The organism is Bradyrhizobium sp. MI1.3, from assembly GCF_055811695.1.
In genome coordinates this window covers 81,234-98,958 of record NZ_JBVVPQ010000008.1, presented here as the reverse complement: position 1 = coordinate 98,958, position 17,725 = coordinate 81,234, and the positions used below count along the sequence as shown (strand labels likewise).

Below are 17,725 nucleotides of genomic sequence, written 5' to 3'. Positions count from 1 at the left end.
ATCACAAACAATGACTTATCGACTCCGCTCCCGCGAAACTAAGCCTCGTCGTTCCCACCCAAGAGAAAATCCATCGAAAGTTCAATGTAGCCCTCGCGGCTCAATTGTTGGAATGGCCCGCATCGCGCGGGCCATTTTTGTCTGGCGATGGATCGCCACGCTATCGGGCTGTACTCTGCCAAGCGAGCATTCGCTGCTCGACGAGCGACACCGCAATTGAGGTCAAATATCCGGTCGCACCGAGCAGAATGACGCCGGCGAACAGGTCGGCGGATCGGAACGCACGTGCCGAGAGCAAGACCCACTGGCCAAGGCCGTCGAGTCCGGCCAGGATCTCGCAGACCACCGAAAGGATCAGCGCGACCGTCAGGCTGAGCCGCATGCCCGCAAGGATGTCGGGCAATGCCGAGGGCAGGGCGATCTTGCCGATGACGGCGCCGCGCGACATCTGCAGCGAGAGGGCGACCTCGTAGAGCCGCGGCTCGACCGCGGCAAAGCCGTGGATGGTTGCGAGCATGACAGGCCAGATCGCGCCGAAGGCGATGACGAACAACGCCATGCCTTGCGTCAGCCCGAGCATCGCGATCGCGACCGGGACGATCGCGGAGACCGGCAGGGGCCGCAAAAATTCCAGGGAGGGCGCCACATAGGCGCGCATCATCCTTGACGATCCGATCAGCGCGCCGAGCGCAACGCCGGCGATCGAGGCGGCGAGCCAGCCATAGGCCATGTGTTCGAGCGTGCCGATGAGCTTGCTTGCGAGATCGCCGCTCGAAAAGCCGCGCGCCAGGGCAGCCCAGGCTCGGTCCGGACCGGGCAGGAACACCGGTGAGACCAGCCGCAGATCGGCGACGAGCTGCCACGCCGCGATGAAACCGGCCGCGACGAGGATGCTCGCGATACGCCAGAGGATCGCAGCGCGGCTCATGGATTGTCTCCGGTGAGCGCGGCACGGCCGAACAGCCGGCGCTGGGCCGCAATCAAAAGGAGGTTCAGCGCGTAGCCGATCACGCCGATCCAGAGCAGATAGGCGAGCATCAGGTCGGCGCGTAGCGCCTGCTGCGCCAGCATGATGCCGGCGCCCAGGCCGATCGGATTGATGGCGATCTCGACCGTGACAGCGACGATCAGGGCGATACCGGCCGACAGACGAAAGGCGACAAATATCCGCGGCAGTGCGGCCGGAATCACGATCTTCGCGATCCGCTGCGCCGCGCTCAGCCGCAGGGCCCGTGACACTTCCATCAATCGCGGCTCAATGCCGCGCACGGCGCTGCGCGTCATGATCAGCATCGGCCAGATGCAGGCGAACGCCACGATCACGATCTCCATCCGGTAGCCGAAGCCCAGGGCGGTCAGCGTGATCGGCAGCAGCGCGATCGAGGGAATTGGGCGGATCGCCTCGACCGTTACCTCCATCAGGCGGTCGAGGGGTCGCGAGATGCCGAAGGCAATACCGAGTGAAAGCCCAATGACACTGCCGATCGCCAGTCCGGAAAAGGCGGCGAACAGTGTGTCGCGGGTCGCGGTCGGAATCGAGAGATCGGTAAGCGCTGCGGCCAGCGCCGCGAGGATCGCGCTGGGCGGGGCGAGGCTGTCGCTCTGCAGGTGGGTGAAGCGCGCCCAGAGCTCGAACGCAAGCATCAGCGTCAGCGGCAACAGCAAGGGTCTGGCGCGGTCGAGGTTCAATGTTCGGTCGCCTTGATGAAGTCGAACAATTGCCGGCGCAGCCGCAGGAATTCCGGATGCTCGCGCGTGGCCAGCTGGTCGCGAGGGCGCGGCAGGTCGACGTCGAGCTCGATGCCGATCCGGCCCGGATGCGGCAGGAGGCCGATGACGCGGTCGCCGAGATAGATCGCCTCCTCGAGATCGTGGGTCACGAAGATCACGGTCGTTTGGCTCATTTGCGTCAGCGACAGGACCTCGTCCTGCAGCCCCTGGCGTGTCATCGCATCCAGCGCGCCGAACGGTTCGTCCATCAGCAGCATCGTCGGCTCCTGCGCAAGGCAGCGCGCGATCTGCAGGCGCTGCTGCATGCCGCCCGACATTTCGGTCGGATATTTGTCAGCGTGATCGGACAAGCCGATCTTGCGCAGCAGCGCCGCGATGCGCGAGCTGCGCTCGCGTGCCGGGACGCCGGAGGCTTCGAGCGCCAACGAGATGTTGCCGGCCGCGGTCCGCCACGGCAGCAGCGCCTTGCCGTAATCCTGGAATACCATCGCGACCTCGCGGCGCGGCCCGGTGATCGGCTCGCCGTCGAAGGTCACGACGCCGCTCGTGGGACTGTAGAGGCCAGCGGCGAGCCGCAGCGCTGTGGTCTTGCCGCAGCCGGAGGCGCCGACGATGCAGAGGAATTCGCCCGGCCGCACCTCCAGATCAAGATTCTCGATGATGGTCTTGCCGCCGAGCTGCAGCGTCGCGGTGCTGAACGCGATCAGCGCCTTTTGCCGTCGCGCCGCGCGCGCCTCGTCGAGCCTGGCAACGACACTCATGATTGCTCCCCGCTTATCGCCGGATAGACGAAATTGATGGTCGAGTGCAGATGCGCGGCCAGCATCGCTTGCGCGGCGGCAAGATCGCGGGCGAGCACGCGGTCGGCGAGCATCTGATGACTCCGTATGAATTCCTCGCCGCTGTCGATGGCACGCATCATCATGCGGCGGTAGCGATAGGCCTGATCGTAGAGGTCGGAATGGGCGGTCAGCATGCGCCGCGAGCCGCAGGCCGCGAGCAGGGCGGTGTGAAAGCCCTTGTGCAGCCGATCGAAATCGGCCGCACCCTCGCGGAATTCATCGCCGGTGCGCTCGATATGCCGGCGCATCTGATGCAGCGCGCTGACGATGCCGGCCTCCCAGGCGACGTCGCCGTGGAGGATGGCCAGCCTGACGGCCTCGATTTCGACCGCCGTCCGCATGCAGGTGATGTCGGCGAGATCGTCATGGCTGACCTCGGCGACACGAAAACCGCGCTGGCCGATGCCGACGATCAGGCCGCGCGACATCAGCCGGGACAGGCCTTCGCGCAGGGGGGTGGCGCCGATCTCGTAGCGCTGCACGAGATCGACGATGCCGAGCCGCGATCCCGGTGCGAGATCCCCGGAAAGGATGTCCTGCTCGATGAGGTTTGCGGCGCGCTCGCTCAAGGTGCCGGCCTCAGCCGGAGGACGTTCGAGAGTGCGCTCGGGGGCAGGCATCGCCAATGTCCTCAGTTCAGCACCAGTTTGGCGGTGTCGAGTTTCGACTGCAGCATCTTCTGCGACGACATCACATCGATCCACCAGGCGAGGTTTTCCGGCTTGAGATTCGGCTCGGACTGGTTCGGCGGTGTCGCCTTGACGAGCTCGAGTGGCTGCTTGGTGAACTTGGCGATCGAGGCGGAGGCCTTCTCGCGATCGCTATTGACGATTGCGGCGGCCTCCGCGATGGCTTCGCGGAACTTCTTCACCGTCGCCACATTCTTCTCGGCCCAGTCGCGCCCCGCGGCATAGAAAATGATCGGGTCGGTGCGGCCGAGCTCGGCGCCGTACCGCGCGCCGACCGAACCGATCCCCGCATTGGTCATGCGCGTGACGAACGGCTCGGCAGTGAGCACCGCATCGACGCCGCCTGACTTGATGATGTCAGCCATGGTCGGGAAGGTGACTTCGACGAAATTGACGCTTCTGGGCGGGACGCCTTTCTCCACGAGCCATTTCACGAACAGCACGTGGAGAAAGGCGTTGAGGCCGGGCGCGCCGACCTTCTTGCCGATGAAATCCTTCGGCTCCTTGATGGTGATGCCGTTGCGGACGAAGGCGGCGATCGCGGTGTTCGAGGTCGGGTTCATGACCGAGGCGCCGGCGATCGCGACAAGGTCGAGGCCGCCGTCGACGGCCTGGAGGAAGACGGTGGAGGTGGGGCCGCCGACCTGAATCGAGTTCGACAGGATTGCCGCCGGGATGTTGGAGTTGATCGCGATCGGCGTCATCTCGACATCCAGCCCGTGCTTTTTGAAAATGCCTTCGTCGACAGCCACCATGGCCGAGGCGCAGTCGGAGGTCGCAGTGCAGCCGATCTGGATCTTGGCCTGCGCCAGCGCGGGTGCCGTCCAGGCAACGGACCCTGCAACTCCAAGCGCGAGACCCAACATCGCCTTGATCTGCGTTCGCCTCACCGCGCTCTCCCCAATTTGTATTTTTCAGGCTTGTTTATCGATATTTTATCTGATCATATATTTCAAACGATAGCAAGGGGTAACCAAGATGAAGCTCGCAACATTCAGATCTGCCGGTCAGGAGAAGATCGGAGCCGTCCACGACAATGACAGCCAGCTGTTCGACTTCGCCGCCGCCGCCGCGCGGGACGGCCAGGCCGATCCGGCCTTCGGCTCGATGCTGGCGCTGATCGACGCCGGGCCCCGCGCGCTCGATCGGGCCAGGGCCCTGCTCGACAAGCACGGCCCGGACGCGACGCTGTCGGCGGCAGTCAGTGCCGTCGACATCCTCGCGCCGGTGCCGGAGCCGCGGCAGATGCGCGACGGCATGTCGTTTCCCCTGCACATCCTGCAAGCGCCACGCGGGCAGCGGAAGCTCGCCGCCCGCGCCAGGGGCGACATGGCCGAACTGGCCCGCATCGACGCCGAGCCGCTCGGCGAGCTGCCCGAGGTCTATCGCAAGCAGCCGATCTTCTACATCACCAACCGCTTCAGCGTCCGCGGCACCAACACCACGGTGAAATGGCCGCGCTACAGCAAGGTCATGGACTACGAGCTCGAATTCGGAATCATCACCAAGAACAAGGGTGCGAACGTCTCCGCCGCGAATGCGAAGGATCACATCTTCGGCTACACGATCTTCAACGATTTCTCCGCGCGTGACGCACAGCGCATCGAGATGGAGGGACGGCTCGGCCCGGCCAAGGGCAAGAGCTTCGACGGCGGCAACGTGATGGGTCCTTGGATCGTGACACCGGACGAGATCGGTGATCCCTATCATTTGAAGATGGAAGCGCGCGTCAACGGCGAGACCCGCTCGAAGGGCGTGAGCGAGGGCATGTTGTTTTCCTTCGAGGAGATCATCGCCCATGTCACGCAGGACGAGACGCTGATGCCCGGCGAATTCATCGGCTCCGGCACGGTCGGCAATGGCTGCGGCCTCGAGCTCGGCTGGTTTCTCGGGCATGGCGATACGATCGAGCTCGCGGTCGAGAAGATCGGTATTTTGAAGAACCGCGTCGAGCGGCAAGAAGTCTGAAGGGACGCCTGACGGCCCCAACGAGAACAATCAACGAGGAAGCGCCATGACGACCAAGCTGATCGACATTTCCGTCCCCCTCCAGAACGACGTGCCGGCCGACCCGCCCGGCAATCATCCGACGATCCAGTATATCGACCACCAGCAGGGCCTGCCGCGCATGCTGCAGTTCTTCGACGGGTTGAAGGCCGAGGATCTGCCCGACGGGCAGGGTTGGGCGGTGGAACAGGTCAGTCTCTCGACCCACAACGGCACGCATCTCGACGCACCCTGGCATTTTCACCCGACCATGAATCGCGGCGAGCGTTCCTGGACCATCGACGAAGTGCCGCTGGAATGGTGCTTCCAGCCCGGCGTGAAGCTCGACTTCCGGCACCTGCCCGACGGCTATGTCGCAACGGCCAAAGACGTCGAGGCCGAGCTCAAGCGTATCGGCCATGAGCTGAAGCCGTTGGAGATCGTCGTGGTCAACACCAGCGCCGGTGCCAAATATGGCCGGCAGGACTACGTCACGTCGGGCTGCGGGATGGGCTATGAAGCAACCATGTACCTGCTCGAGCGCGGTGTGCGCCTGACCGGTATCGACGGCTGGAGCTGGGACGCGCCGTTCGTTCATACCGCGAAGAAATACGCCGAAACCAGGGACGCTAGGCTGATCTGGGAAGGTCACAAGGCCGGCCGCCATATCGGCTATTGCCATCTCGAGAAGCTGCACAATCTCGAATTGCTGCCGTCGACCGGCTTCAAGGTGTCATGCTTCCCCGTGAAAATTGAGCGAGCCTCTGCAGGATGGACGCGAGCGGTCGCAATTTTGGAGAGCTAGCCTCTCAGGCCCCGTGCGCGCCAATCGCGGTTCAAATGGCCATCATCAGCAATAGTCGGTCTCCGGTTGCGCTTGCACCATTGAACTTACCGTTCGACATGCTTCTGAGTTTGGGCGGACGATCGCAGGAAATATCGCAGATTTGAGTCATGTTGGGGAAAAGCGATAGCGGTTTCCCGACTTGAGCCCCCGACGAGTCAAGATCCGTGTTCCGCCGCGCTCTGGTTAAACTGAGACCCGTCATTCCGACGAAGAGAAAACCCACGGTAGGTCCAATGTAGGTCTGGCGGTGAAGTTGTCGGAATGGGCATTGATCTTCCAAGCAAATCATACGCCTCTTAATTGGCGGGTCCCAGGTTCGAGCCCTGGTGCGCCAAGACGGATGGGGTCGACCAGAAAAAGGCGGATCTCGTGCGACGTTTCTTGCGATCGTGCCCCGGATAGCAGTGCGACTTATGCTTTTTCTTTATTTCTGCATCTTCGCGCAATGCGATACGGTGTGCAGATTCAACGGTACAGGCCGACTACGCGCTCGTCGTAGAATAGGATACTAGGGCGGGCAAAACGGACAACCTGTTTTGCCCAGTCGCGTCGTGATCCCTCGACCGTTCTGCGACAGCTTGGTGATTTAATCCCCGCCGCGGCAGCCGGGATCGGCAGGGCTGTGATCGACTTGATCTTCTCGATCGCAAAGCGCGAGGTGCGTGCTCGAAGTTGGAACCGGCAATCCGGCCACAATCAAGAAGCGTCGGCAGGGTGGGCCGGTACGGTGAAGTGAAAAATTGCGCCGTGGGGCTGGTTGCGCGTCACCCACAAGCGTCCGGCATGCGCTTCGATAATCGAACGACAGATCGACAGTCCCACCCCCAAACCGCTGGGCTTCGTCGTGTAGAAGGGCGCGAAGGCGTGCTCGAAGGTTTCAGAGCTCATCCCCGGTCCCGAGTCCTTTACCTCGACGAGAACACCGTTCGGTGCAGCCTGCGCGGTGGTGATCAGCACTTTGTTGGCTCCATTCGCGACCGTGCCGATTGCCTGGACAGCGTTGACAATCAGGTTGAGAACCACTTGTTGCAATTGGACGCGGTCGCCCTCGACAAGCGGCAAGCTGTCTGCAAATTCCGTCTGCACCGAGATGCCGTTCTTCATCGCTTCGCCGCGGGTAAGCTCAATAACGTCCCTGATCGCCTCATTGATGTCCAAGCGATCCTTCCGGGGCGGTGCTTTTTTGACGAGATCGCGAATTCGTTGGATGATGTCGCTGGCCCGAGCGGTATCGTTCATAAGCCAGTCCAGTGATTCCCTGACCCTCTCAAGATCCGGCGGATTTCTCTCCAGGAATCGCGCGGCCGCACCGGCATTCATGGATGCCGCGGCAATCGGCTGGCTCACTTCATGCGCGATCGAGGCCGTGAGTTCGCCCATGGTGGCGAGGCGGTTAGCGTGCGCAAGCTCCTTCTGTATCTCGCGCAGCGCCTCTGCGGCCCGCTTCTGTTCGGTGATGTGCCGTCCAACGCCGCGATAACCGATGAAGTGCCCGGACTTGTCGAGCACCGGCAGCCCGGAGACGGACACGTAGCGCTTGCCGCCATCGGGCGTAGGGCGCGCGAGCTCGAAATCGCGGAACGGAAGGTGGGCATCGAGCGTCTCCCGATGCTTGCGCCAAGCCTCCTCGTCGGGCTCCAAGTAGGGCACTTCCCAGCGCGTCTTACCAAGTTCAGAGCCCGACGCGGGTGCGTCGACCATGCCTTCGGCGAATTCCTGGCGAATGAAACGATGCCGCGCATCGGATTCCCAGTACACGTCGAAAGAGAACTGTACGAGAGTCCGGAAACGCTCCTCGCTCTCCTGCAGAGCCACTTCCGATCGTTTGCGCTCCGTCAGGTCAACGACAAAGGAGACGCCCTGGTCTCGTTGTTCGTCGAACGCAGCCATGCCGATCAACACCGACACGCGGCTTCCGTCCTTGCGGAAATACTCTTTCTCGAACGGCTGCACGCTACCCATCTTTTTTAGTTCCGGGATCCACCATCGCTCGTGGCGGTCGAGCCATTCAGGCGGCGTCAGGTCAGTCCAGCGCAGGCGGCCCGAGACGAGATCCTCACGGTCGTATCCCACGATGCTGAGAAACGCATCGTTGGCCTCCAGAATCGAACCTTCAAGCTCCCAGATGATGATTCCGATGATGTTGGCATCGACAAGGCGTCGGATTTTCGCTTCCCGTTCTCCGAGATCGCGGTACAAAGCCGCATTTTCCAGCGCGATTGCTGCCTGTGAGGCGAGCAGCTTCAGCACCGCAATTCGCGCCGGTGCAACAACGTAGGGCGTCAGTGTATTCTCGAGGTAAAGCACGCCGATAACTTTCGCACGGTTGATCAGGGGCATGCAGAGAATGGAACGAGCGTTGCGCTGATTAACGTAGGGGTCCGTGGCAAAGGGAGGCTGGACCGTGGCATCCCCGAGAACCGCGCACTCTCTGGTTCGCAGTACGTAATGGAGAACGGATTCGGGAAGGAGATCCGCGGTCACCGCTGTATTGCGCAGTTCAACAGTAACTTTATCGCCGGTTGTCGTGGCTTCCGCTTCAATGCGCGGCTCGGTGTCGTGCGACAGGATCAGCAGACCGCGTTCAGCCCCTGCTTGTTCGATGGCAGTGCGCATGAGCGTCTCGATAAGCGTCTCCAGCACCATCTCACCTGACACCGCTTCCGACACCTTGATGACAGTGGCGAGGTCGAGATGCTCGATCGGCGCTCCAATCGTGCTCATCGGGCCTGGCTCTGATCTCGCCTCCCTGAGGTGCGGGTGCATATCCTCAAGTTGCCGCACTTTGCCGTCTGCCCCCCAACGAACATAGCAGTCGCGCGCTCTCCGCAAATAGATGCCAGCAAATTCTTCGAAACCACGCGCGCCGTAAAACCGCGCGGCCAATTCATAAGCGATCGCCTCGTGGTGGACGAAGCCGTTGTCGCGAGCGGAGCGGATGGCTTGTTCATAGAGACGCTCCGCGTCCAGTTCTCTGCCTTGGAGACGGGCGATCTCGGCGCCCGTTAGAATAGCGCGATCCGCGAAATTCTCCGGGCAATTCTGCGCCCACAAATCGAGCTGCGTGTGGTGCCCAGTCAAGGCCTCAAGGTGCCCTTGACGTTGTTCGGGGTGTGCCGAATTCCAGCATGCAGCGTGCGATAGCGCTGCATAGAACTCGTATTCCACCGTCTCGAGTAGCTGCGGTGGTGACCACGGCAGTCTCCGCGCCTTCGATGCGGCGTCGACGGCCGGCGAATAGTCGCCGGCAAAGAAGCACGCTTGCAGCTTGCGGATCCAATACCAGCTCTCGGGCAGCGCGAATGCCGGATCGGCGGCCAAACTCCGTTCGAACCGAAGCTCGTCGGACGGGTCGTCGTGCAGAGCGCCGAAACGCCGCGTCAGGCCGCGCAGCATACGGATTAGCCCAAGCTGCGGCATTATGATGTCGGCCACCAACGCAAACTTCGCCTTCTTGCTCAACTGCAACCCGTGCTCGGCTTCGCGCTGCGCTTCTGCAAGCGCATCGCCCGCCGCAAGGAAATTCGTATTCAAGCTGGCGCAACTGAAGGCCGCGAACGTGACGTCGCCACTGCTGCTCGCGGCCTCAAATGCGCGCTGAAAGGCGTCTCGGGCATGCTGGAGGTGCTTGGTCCATGAAAGGACAAGGTTGCCATAGTTCAGGTAGGTCCTGGCGTGCACGCGCGAAAATCCGCGCCGCTCGACCAGCTCAGTGCCGATACGGCTGAATCGAAGGCCCGCCTGATAGTCGCCGAAGCGCGCGCCGGCAATGGCGCCGAACATGACGTAAGGAACGCATGAAGCATCGTTGTTCCCCCACTCGAGGCTGATCTCCACCGCTTTTAGGGCCACCAGCGAGCGAAGGTTCGCATCAGTGAAAAACGCCGGCGGCATGAGCGCCGTCAAAAGATCTATGGTCGCTAGTGCGAGTGCATCACTCATCAACGGCAGATCCAATAGCTCCTCGACCGACCGATTCCCGAGCCGAGATCGGACGTGCTCGTATTCGCGTCGGACGTCATCATCGCTTGGGTGGACTACCCATCGAATCCCGAGTTGTTCCAGATAGCTGAGACCGGCGCTAACCGCGCGGTCCGGCTCACTGAGCGCCGTATACAGATCCACCCGGCGGCGCGCGACGACAGCAAGGTCGGCGGCGGTCGCGGTTCGCGTCGTCAGCTCCTGCAAGCGCTGTTCTGCCTCCAGGACCGAGCCAGTCACGAACTCGCATTCGGCGCGATGCAACTCGAACGCAAAGGCAAGCTGCTGGCGTTGCTCCCAGCAGTCGTCTGGTAACAACGCGGCACCGGCAGCGGCATAGTTGAGCGATGCCGCGTAGGCCGCCGCCCCCCACGCGCGCAGGCTGGCTGTCAGATTAAGCTCTGCGAGTTGCTCGCGTTCGTCTCGCGAGGTGATCAAGGGCTCGCCACGGTTGAGCTGGTTGACGATCTCGAAAATAGCCCTCTCCCACTTCTCCCGGGGGGTCTGCGCCAGCAGCTCCCGACCGATTCGCAAATGCAGCGCCGCGCGTTGATCATCCGCAATCAGCGAGTAGGCGGCTTCGTGCACTCGATCGTGGACAAACCGATACACTCCTGGCTGGTGCTCGACCAATTCCTGGCGAATGGCCTCCCACAGATCCGCGTGTACCCGCTGCTCGGAGCGACCGAGGACGATCGAAATTGTCCTCGTGTCGGCGATGTTGCCGAGACAGGCCAGCCGCTGCAGCGTGATCTGCGTCTCGGCAGGCAGGCGGGTCAGCTTTGCGATCATCAGATCCACGACATTGTCGGTGTGGCCCTTGACGTGAATGCGAGCGAGATCCCAGCACCAGCACCGTGCGTCGTGATCGAAGCGGACCAATCCCTCTTCGGCAAGCGCCTGAAGGAATTGAATCACAAAGAATGGGTTGCCAGCCGTCTTATCGTGAATCAACTTCGCGAGTGGCGCGGCACGCGTCGAATCGCAGCGAAGAGCATCGGAAATCAAACGCGAAATGTGTGAGCTGGCAAGCGGCGCTAGAATGATCTGCTGCACGTTAGCGCCAGAACTCTTTATGGCCTCAAGCCTGTACCACAATGGATGAGCGACGGTGACCTCGTTGTCGCGAAAGGCGCCGATCAGCATCAGGTATTGCAGTTCGGAGCGGGTTAAAAGGTCCTCAATCAGATCGAGCGTGGCGGCATCGACCCACTGGAGATCGTCGAGGAACAACGCCAATGGATGCTCGGACTGTGCGAATACCCCTATGAAGCGCCGGAGCACGAGACGGAAGCGGTTCTGTGCTTGCTGCGGAGGGAGCTCAGGGACGGGTGGCTGCTCTCCGATGATCAAGCGCAATTCAGGGATCAGATCGGTAACAAGTCGTCCATTGGCGCCCAGCGCACCACGAAGCGCTTGGCGCCAGTGCGTCAGCTCGGCTTCGTTGTTGCTCAGAAGGAACCGCACGAGACTCTGAAAAGCCTCCACTACCGTTGAATAGGGAATATCGCGTTTGTACTGGTCGAACTTGCCTGATGCGAACAGCCCGTGGGACGGAACAAGGCGACGATGGAGCTCATTGACTACCGAGGATTTACCAACGCCGGAATAGCCGGTAACCAGCATCAATTCCGGCGCGCCGCTCTTGATCATCCGGTCAAAGGCGGCCAGCATGGCTTCAATCTCGCGGTCCCGTCCGTAGAGCTTCTCAGGGATCCGCAGTCGGTCGGGCGTGTCGTATTGTGCGAGCGCGAACTCTTCGACGCGGCCTCCGGTTTCCCATTCAATCAGGCAGCGGCGTAGATCATGTTCGAGACCTGAAGCGCTCTGGTAGCGTTGCTCGGCGGATTTGGCGAGCAGCTTGAGGACTATGGTCGAGATTGCAGCCGGTACGGTGCTTACCCGCTCGCCGGGCGCCACTGGCTTTCGCGCAATGTGGCAATGCACCCACTCCATGGAATGTGCCGCTGAGAACGGCAACGAGCCGGTCAGCATCTGATAGAGCGTAACGCCAAGTGAATAGAGGTCACTCCGGAAATCGATCGACCGGTTCATCCATCCGGTCTGTTCGGGAGCCATATAGGGCAGCGTGCCCACGATGAATTCCGGCGGCCCAGGGGCGCGTCGCTCGCGGGCGAGGCGCGAGGCGATACCGAACCCGGTGAACCGGACCCGTCCGTCCTCGCAGTTCACCATAATATGCGCCGGCTTCACGTCCTTGTGGACGAGGCCGCGTTGGTGCACCTTGTTCAGGGCTGCGGCGATGCCGATCGCGAGCTGCAGAAAGCGTCCGATGTCCATGGGCGCACCAAGCAACTGTTCGAGCGGCTGGCCACCAGGATCCTCGAGCAGCAGCACTGGACGGTCACCATCGCACTCCAGCCCGAGCGGCCGCATTGCCCAAGTCTCATCTAATTGGTCTTTCAGCGCAAACTCGTGATCAAGACGATCGAGGAGGCCGGACGAAGCGTGTTTCGCCTTGGGAAGTACGGCCAATACAGTTCTGCAGGCGCCATCGGAAGCCGGACGCAATGGCCGGCAAAAGATGCGGTCATCGTCCTCCCATAGCACTTGGAACCGGCTATCCATGCGCATCAACCCAAAACGCTGGGTTCAACCCCGAAGCCTCCGCGTGACCAATATCGGGCGAGGAGGTACTGTGTTGCGCTCTGTGGCTACATCGACACTGCCATAAAAGCGGGCTTCTGCCCAGCGTAAGCTGCGGCGCCAGGCAGATGACGGCGAGAAAGCCGAAGCGCCGCTAGCCGGACACCAACCGTGTTCGCGCGCGAGCCGGCGGGCGAATTCAGCTGCGTATCGAACTCGAAATATGCTGCCCGATGCGTCGTCACAACTTCTGCTGGCCGTCCGGACCGACTCGAATGCGAACGGCTTCTGCGGCTCAGGTGTGGTCTGGGCACCGGATTGCTATGCGGTGCGGCCCACGAGCTGATTGGCTCATAAAGCGGACGCGCACCGCCTTTGATTCCGGTCGCCTTCATCCCACTCTATGGTAGCAATCCGTTGTTAATGTCCACCATCATTCAGAATTCAGAGCATTTGTTAGTTGGCGTCGTGTGCACTGGGACATCAAACAAAATCTCTCTAAAGGCGGCGGAGGCAGGCGAAAGAGAAGCGGATGTGTGCGCCACTGCAGAATGGCTGGCGGGCGATGCAGATCGAAGGTGTGATGGAGCAGCAAACCCAACCCGCCTGCACCACAGCTTGAACGATCAGCGAAGAATTCCTCGCACTCGCCGATATCGTTGACAAAGCTGAGGTCAACTTGATCTTGTCGAAGTGAAAAGCGGTGCAGATGGCCGAGTGATTAATTCTCGGTGCCGAGGCATTGAGCGCAACGCGAGCGGCCATTATCTTTCCCTGTCGAATTAGGGATTGTCGCCGCAGACGCCGGCAGAGACGTTCGCAGCCCTTCCGAGATGACTCTTAAGTCTTCCAAGTGCCTCGGCCGGCCAATTTCGGAGATTGGCCACCGCAACCCATGCATCGGGATAGTGTTCTGGCGCGTAGACATGGCCATAACCGAAGGGCGTGCCGGTTGCGACCGCCATGTCAACGGCGATCTGCAGCATGGTCACGACCGGATACCATCGAAGTTCAGGCGAAACGTCCGGACCGCGCGGTGCATTCATCTAGGCCGGGCGCCGGTAGGCGTACCGATAATCGAAGAATACGATCGGGTCACTTGCAACCTGCTGGTGGCCGGGCGAGTTTCCGGACTGCTTCGCCAAAATCGTCCATCCGACCGCACCTACGGCGTGCTGCCGATGTCCCACATCGTCGGCTGTTCCATTCTGCTGATTTCGACGCTGATGCACGGCAGCACCTTGCACGTCATCGCCAAGGCCGATCCGGCTGCGCTCGCTCATGCCATCGCCGAGGAAGGGATCACCAGCCTGTTCGGCGTGCCGGCCACGTATCAGCGCTTGCTCGAATACAAGGCGGTCAAGGGCATCCAGATCGAGGACGAGCTTGGTATTCCGCTCCTGAACAATTATGGCATTACCGAATGTTCACCGGGTCTCTCCGGTGTCCGCTCAGACCTGTTCCAGACGAGTCGGTTGGCCCCTTTCTTCCCGGTATCGAGCACCGGATCGTGGACGGGCAAGGCAGGACGGTTGCGATCGGCGAAGTGGGCGAGCTGCACGTTCGCGGCCCCAACGTGATGCTGGGCTACTATCGTGCTCCGGAGCTGACGGCGGCGGCGATCGACAGCCAGGGCCGGTTCAACACAGGGGATCTCGCCCGGGTGAACGGTGAGGGCCATCTCTACATCGCCGGCCGCACCAAAGAACTCATCATTCGCTCCGGGTTCAACGTCTACCCCGCCGAGGTCGAGGCGGTTCTGAATGCGCACGATCAGGTCGTGCAATCGGCCGTGGTGGGACGATCTGTCGATGGCAACGAGGAAGTCGTTGCGTTCGTCCAACTGCTGCGAAGCGGGATCTGCAAAGGCGTTGGGAAGGTCCGCGCCTGTCCAAAGAATGTAGTCGTCGGGTTGGCCCGCCACGCCAATTTCGAGGAAGCGCGCATAGTTTAGGCCATCTATCGTAAATTGCCTGTTTGAGAAATTCTGCTTCAGCTATGTAATGCCGTGGAAGATTGATTTAAGCGCTTCCGCAACTTTTTCCTGTGCCACTGTCGGAAAGTCTTTCTTATCTGTCCGGTTCTGGATACAGCGCCTTGAAGCGTTCCGCCACCGGCGCGGGCAGTCTTTGCAGTCACCTCAGAATCTTGGCATAAGGACGTAATTCGCTCAAGAAAATGAAATTGAGGAACTGATGTCTGCCGGGTCATCCAATCGGGGCTACTTCGTTTTAACGCTCGCACCCTTATCGGGAGACGCGGAATACACGGACGCTGGCACCTTCGATGATTTCGATGAAGCAATGCGTGAGGCGGAAAAGCTTAGCGGAGCTAATCAAGACAAGGGCGTCTACCTGAGCGAAGCTGCGGTGTTCAAAGTCGGACGTTCCTCAAAGGAGGAGCCGATGATGTTCTGGTGGAACAAACCCTACGCTGACATGCTCGAAGAGGTGCCTCGCGCCAGAGGATACGGCTACCACACGCCTAAGAGGGGCGGCGCGAGATTTATCGAGTACGAACCAGACCCAGCTTTTCAAACATTCGAAGATTTGGAAGAACAGCTAGGCGATGCCGATGAAGCAGAGTCGGACGAGGCCGAGTACGCCACAGGACATTGCGAATCCTGCGGCAAGATCGTTCCCCTTTACGAGCTGAGCGATTTCACCACCAGCGAAGAAGCCGGTCGTTTATCGGGATCAACTCGCACAGGACGGTCTTCCTCGAGACGCACTTCGCCTAGGAGCTCTTCATACACTAGCGGCTCTTCGTCTTCGAGTTCGTCCGGGCGCGGAGAAGGCGACGCGGGAATGGACGAAATCCCAGCCAGCGCCGCGTCTCTTGTTCGGACCACTGGCGAGAAGAGCCGGGTCGCTGAGCCGGGACAGGTCGACCACGTAAAGCCCTGCATCGCCGCGGAATGGCGCTCACCACCGGACGGTTCGGCTGCGCCTTCGCGCGGCGCCTGATGCACTCCGCCGAATTAACTTCCAACAGCAACATACGATTCACATATGTGGATGCTGGAACAACGTCGGCGGATTTCAGTCTCCGTTGCATCATTTTCCCGATTGGTCCACCGGCGGGCCATGATCCAAGCTTGTTAGAAGGCTTGGTTGGGGGTTACACGACATGCGTGAATATCCCGGTCCAGCGGCTGACGCCATTGTGCGGCTGCATGAGCGTCTAGAACAGCTTACGTCTCAATTGTCCGAACTGGAGTGTCTTCGGGCCCGCGTGCTCGAAGCGGAGCGGAGCGTACTGATCACTGTCGAAACCGCTCCGTCCCGTTCGCGAGCGCCATCGCGGCATACGCGTTTTCCAGTTTCCCCAGTCCGTTCATCTCTTTGAAGTTGTGGCACGCGAACTTTAGCCTCCCCTTGACTTCGTCCGAGGCTCTGGCAGAGGCCGCTAGCGACGGTGCGGCGTTGGAACGCTTCGCCGATTACCGAATGTTCCCGGCACACGGCCCCAAAGTGGGCAATGCAGTCGCGCCCCAGCTCCCCCAATCCCTCGGAGCCGGGGCAACCCGGTCCACCACCATGTTTAGAGGTTTTGCTATCGCGCTATTTGGGCTGACCATTCTTTCGCAGCTCGATCAGGCGCTCTTCCTATGGTCGAAATACTGACGCTGCGCGCAGGCTTGTGCGGCAGATTAGTCGCAGTTTTGGGTTGTAGGTGAGCCGTGCTGCCATCATTCGCGCGAGGCGTGTGAGCTTCCTCAACGGCTACTTCTTCAACAGTATCCCTACCTGAACAGACGAAGCGTCCGGGAATAATGCATTGTATTCGGTGCCAGGCCGCAATGCCGGAACCGCTATTTCCCCTTCAACGTGACCAAACATAACTGGGGTTTGCACGTATCCAAATCGCGCAGCATCCGCGCGCACTCGTACGGTAGTGTCATGAACCAGCTTTACAAAACTGTTTGCGATATCGCCCTCCTGAAGGAGCGCGATGATTGCTTGGGTAAAAAGCCCATGTTGAGAAATCGGATCCTCAAGCGCCTCTTCGGTCACACCGCACGCAGCGAATAGAACGCGCCCATTACCGGTAATCTCCACAAAGGCTGACCCAGCGTCGCGAGGAATTGGGCTACCTTCGAGAACGCGCGCCGGGGCGCCACCACTAAAGCAACGATCGAGGAAACAAATGACGGCCTTTGCGCGTGAGACCTTGAATCGACGGCCTAGCTCATCCATTGGGAGAGTCGTGGCGGCTAGGTCAGAAAATTGCGTGTCATGAGTGACTAGACGATGGTCATGGGTACCATGGCCTGCGAAACTCAGAATGACCGTGTCTTCAGGTCCTGCTGCATCAAGTGTTGAAGTGAGCAGGTCGCGGATGGCTGCAAGGGTGTCCTCGACGTGAAGGTCGATGATGTCGCCGAACGTTCGAGCCTGCACAGCAGCCTTCGGTTTTGGTGATCCACTGCGGTCGATGTTGCGCTCCATATCGAGCGCCCAGTCCTCGCCGTCCTTGCGCCGGCGGAAAGTCTCTGACACGTAGCGGTTCTTGCGGCGGACCTGGACGCGCCAGTTCCCGGAAGACAATTGCGTGAAGCTGGCCACGGCCCTGTGCACTCCCCAATTCGTGTGCGCTACGTGTGCACTGAGAGGTCAAAACAGGTACAAACGTGTGCAAATTCGGCTAGTTTGGAGTGCACACGTTCATGCTTCATCCTATTGAAGGCATAAGGTAAACCATTGAAATCGCAACACTATCGCTTTTCTGTGGCGCCCATGATGGATTGGACCGAGAGCTCAGGTTTTTCAAGTAGTTGGTGGACCGCGTGTGCACGACGTGTGCACCGGAAGGTCAAGAAAAATCTAGCGACAGCCCACGGGAGCCAAGCTTTCTGAAGCGGGCGGGACGCCCGCTGCCTACTTGATCAACGACGCGGCGTCCTGGGATCGGAGCAACTGACTCTTAATCAGCGGGTCCCAGGTTCGAGCCCTGGTGCGCCCACCATTGTTAAGTCAAGGACTTACAGGCGAGTGACAATTCGTCATTCCGACAGCTGAGTTAGCGGCTGTTGCGACGCT

At 60.7% G+C, this 17,725-nt stretch carries 11 protein-coding genes and 3 pseudogenes; 6 read left to right on the top strand and 8 right to left on the bottom strand.

Annotation, left to right across the window (positions count from 1 at the left end):
- Nucleotides 1-160: 160 nt before the first annotated feature.
- Genes AC0L3A_RS07930 through AC0L3A_RS07910 form a run of 5 tightly spaced genes read right to left on the bottom strand, consistent with a single transcriptional unit; the run spans nt 161 to nt 4,152 of the window.
- Nucleotides 161-928 (bottom strand): ABC transporter permease, encoded by a 768-nt coding sequence (locus AC0L3A_RS07930; protein ID WP_473254008.1) that lies wholly within the window; start codon nt 926-928, stop codon nt 161-163.
- The gene (locus AC0L3A_RS07925; RefSeq protein ID WP_473254006.1) at nt 925-1,689 is read right to left on the bottom strand and encodes an ABC transporter permease; all 765 of its coding nucleotides are present in this window, start codon (nt 1,687-1,689) and stop codon (nt 925-927) included. Before AC0L3A_RS07925 ends, AC0L3A_RS07930 begins: the two co-directional genes overlap by 4 nt.
- The gene (locus tag AC0L3A_RS07920) at nt 1,686-2,492 is read right to left on the bottom strand and encodes an ABC transporter ATP-binding protein (RefSeq protein WP_354127823.1); all 807 of its coding nucleotides are present in this window, start codon (nt 2,490-2,492) and stop codon (nt 1,686-1,688) included. Before AC0L3A_RS07920 ends, AC0L3A_RS07925 begins: the two co-directional genes overlap by 4 nt.
- Entirely contained in the window at nt 2,489-3,193 is a 705-nt protein-coding gene (locus AC0L3A_RS07915; RefSeq protein ID WP_354127824.1) for a GntR family transcriptional regulator, read from the bottom strand. Before AC0L3A_RS07915 ends, AC0L3A_RS07920 begins: the two co-directional genes overlap by 4 nt.
- 11 nt (nt 3,194-3,204) lie before the next feature.
- Nucleotides 3,205-4,152: an ABC transporter substrate-binding protein gene (locus AC0L3A_RS07910; RefSeq protein WP_007592616.1), complete on the bottom strand. Its 948-nt coding sequence runs from the start codon at nt 4,150-4,152 to the stop codon at nt 3,205-3,207.
- Between the two features lie 88 nt (nt 4,153-4,240).
- On the opposite strand from AC0L3A_RS07910, the gene AC0L3A_RS07905 reads away from it, so the two are divergent.
- A complete protein-coding gene (locus tag AC0L3A_RS07905) occupies nt 4,241-5,230 on the top strand; it encodes a fumarylacetoacetate hydrolase family protein (protein ID WP_007592614.1) in 990 nt (329 codons plus the stop codon).
- A 46-nt stretch (nt 5,231-5,276) separates the two neighbouring features.
- Nucleotides 5,277-6,053 carry a cyclase family protein gene (locus tag AC0L3A_RS07900; protein WP_007592612.1) on the top strand — a complete coding sequence of 259 codons (777 nt, stop codon included), beginning with the start codon at nt 5,277-5,279 and terminating at the stop codon, nt 6,051-6,053.
- A 738-nt stretch (nt 6,054-6,791) separates the two neighbouring features.
- On the opposite strand, the gene AC0L3A_RS07895 is transcribed toward AC0L3A_RS07900, so the two are convergent.
- Nucleotides 6,792-12,671: an AAA family ATPase gene (locus AC0L3A_RS07895; RefSeq protein WP_473254005.1), complete on the bottom strand. Its 5,880-nt coding sequence runs from the start codon at nt 12,669-12,671 to the stop codon at nt 6,792-6,794.
- Between the two features lie 794 nt (nt 12,672-13,465).
- Nucleotides 13,466-13,792, bottom strand: a pseudogene (locus AC0L3A_RS07890) (alpha/beta-hydrolase family protein); the annotation flags it as partial.
- Between the two features lie 72 nt (nt 13,793-13,864).
- On the opposite strand from AC0L3A_RS07890, the pseudogene AC0L3A_RS07885 reads away from it, so the two are divergent.
- From AC0L3A_RS07885 to AC0L3A_RS07870, 4 genes and pseudogenes are all read left to right on the top strand, one after another.
- A pseudogene (locus tag AC0L3A_RS07885) lies at nt 13,865-13,987 on the top strand (hypothetical protein); the annotation flags it as partial.
- Between the two features lie 119 nt (nt 13,988-14,106).
- Nucleotides 14,107-14,217: pseudogene (locus tag AC0L3A_RS07880) on the top strand (hypothetical protein); the annotation flags it as partial.
- Nucleotides 14,218-14,229: 12 nt separating this feature from the next.
- Nucleotides 14,230-14,637, top strand: a complete 408-nt coding sequence (locus tag AC0L3A_RS07875; protein ID WP_051058399.1) for an AMP-binding enzyme — start codon at nt 14,230-14,232, stop codon at nt 14,635-14,637.
- A 241-nt stretch (nt 14,638-14,878) separates the two neighbouring features.
- Nucleotides 14,879-15,649, top strand: a complete 771-nt coding sequence (locus AC0L3A_RS07870; RefSeq protein WP_473254004.1) for a hypothetical protein — start codon at nt 14,879-14,881, stop codon at nt 15,647-15,649.
- A gap of 759 nt (nt 15,650-16,408) precedes the next feature.
- Here the strand turns inward: AC0L3A_RS07870 and AC0L3A_RS07865 are convergent.
- Complete coding sequence (locus AC0L3A_RS07865; protein ID WP_473254003.1) at nt 16,409-17,251, bottom strand: caspase family protein; 843 nt, start codon at nt 17,249-17,251, stop codon at nt 16,409-16,411.
- Nucleotides 17,252-17,725 lie beyond the last annotated feature (474 nt).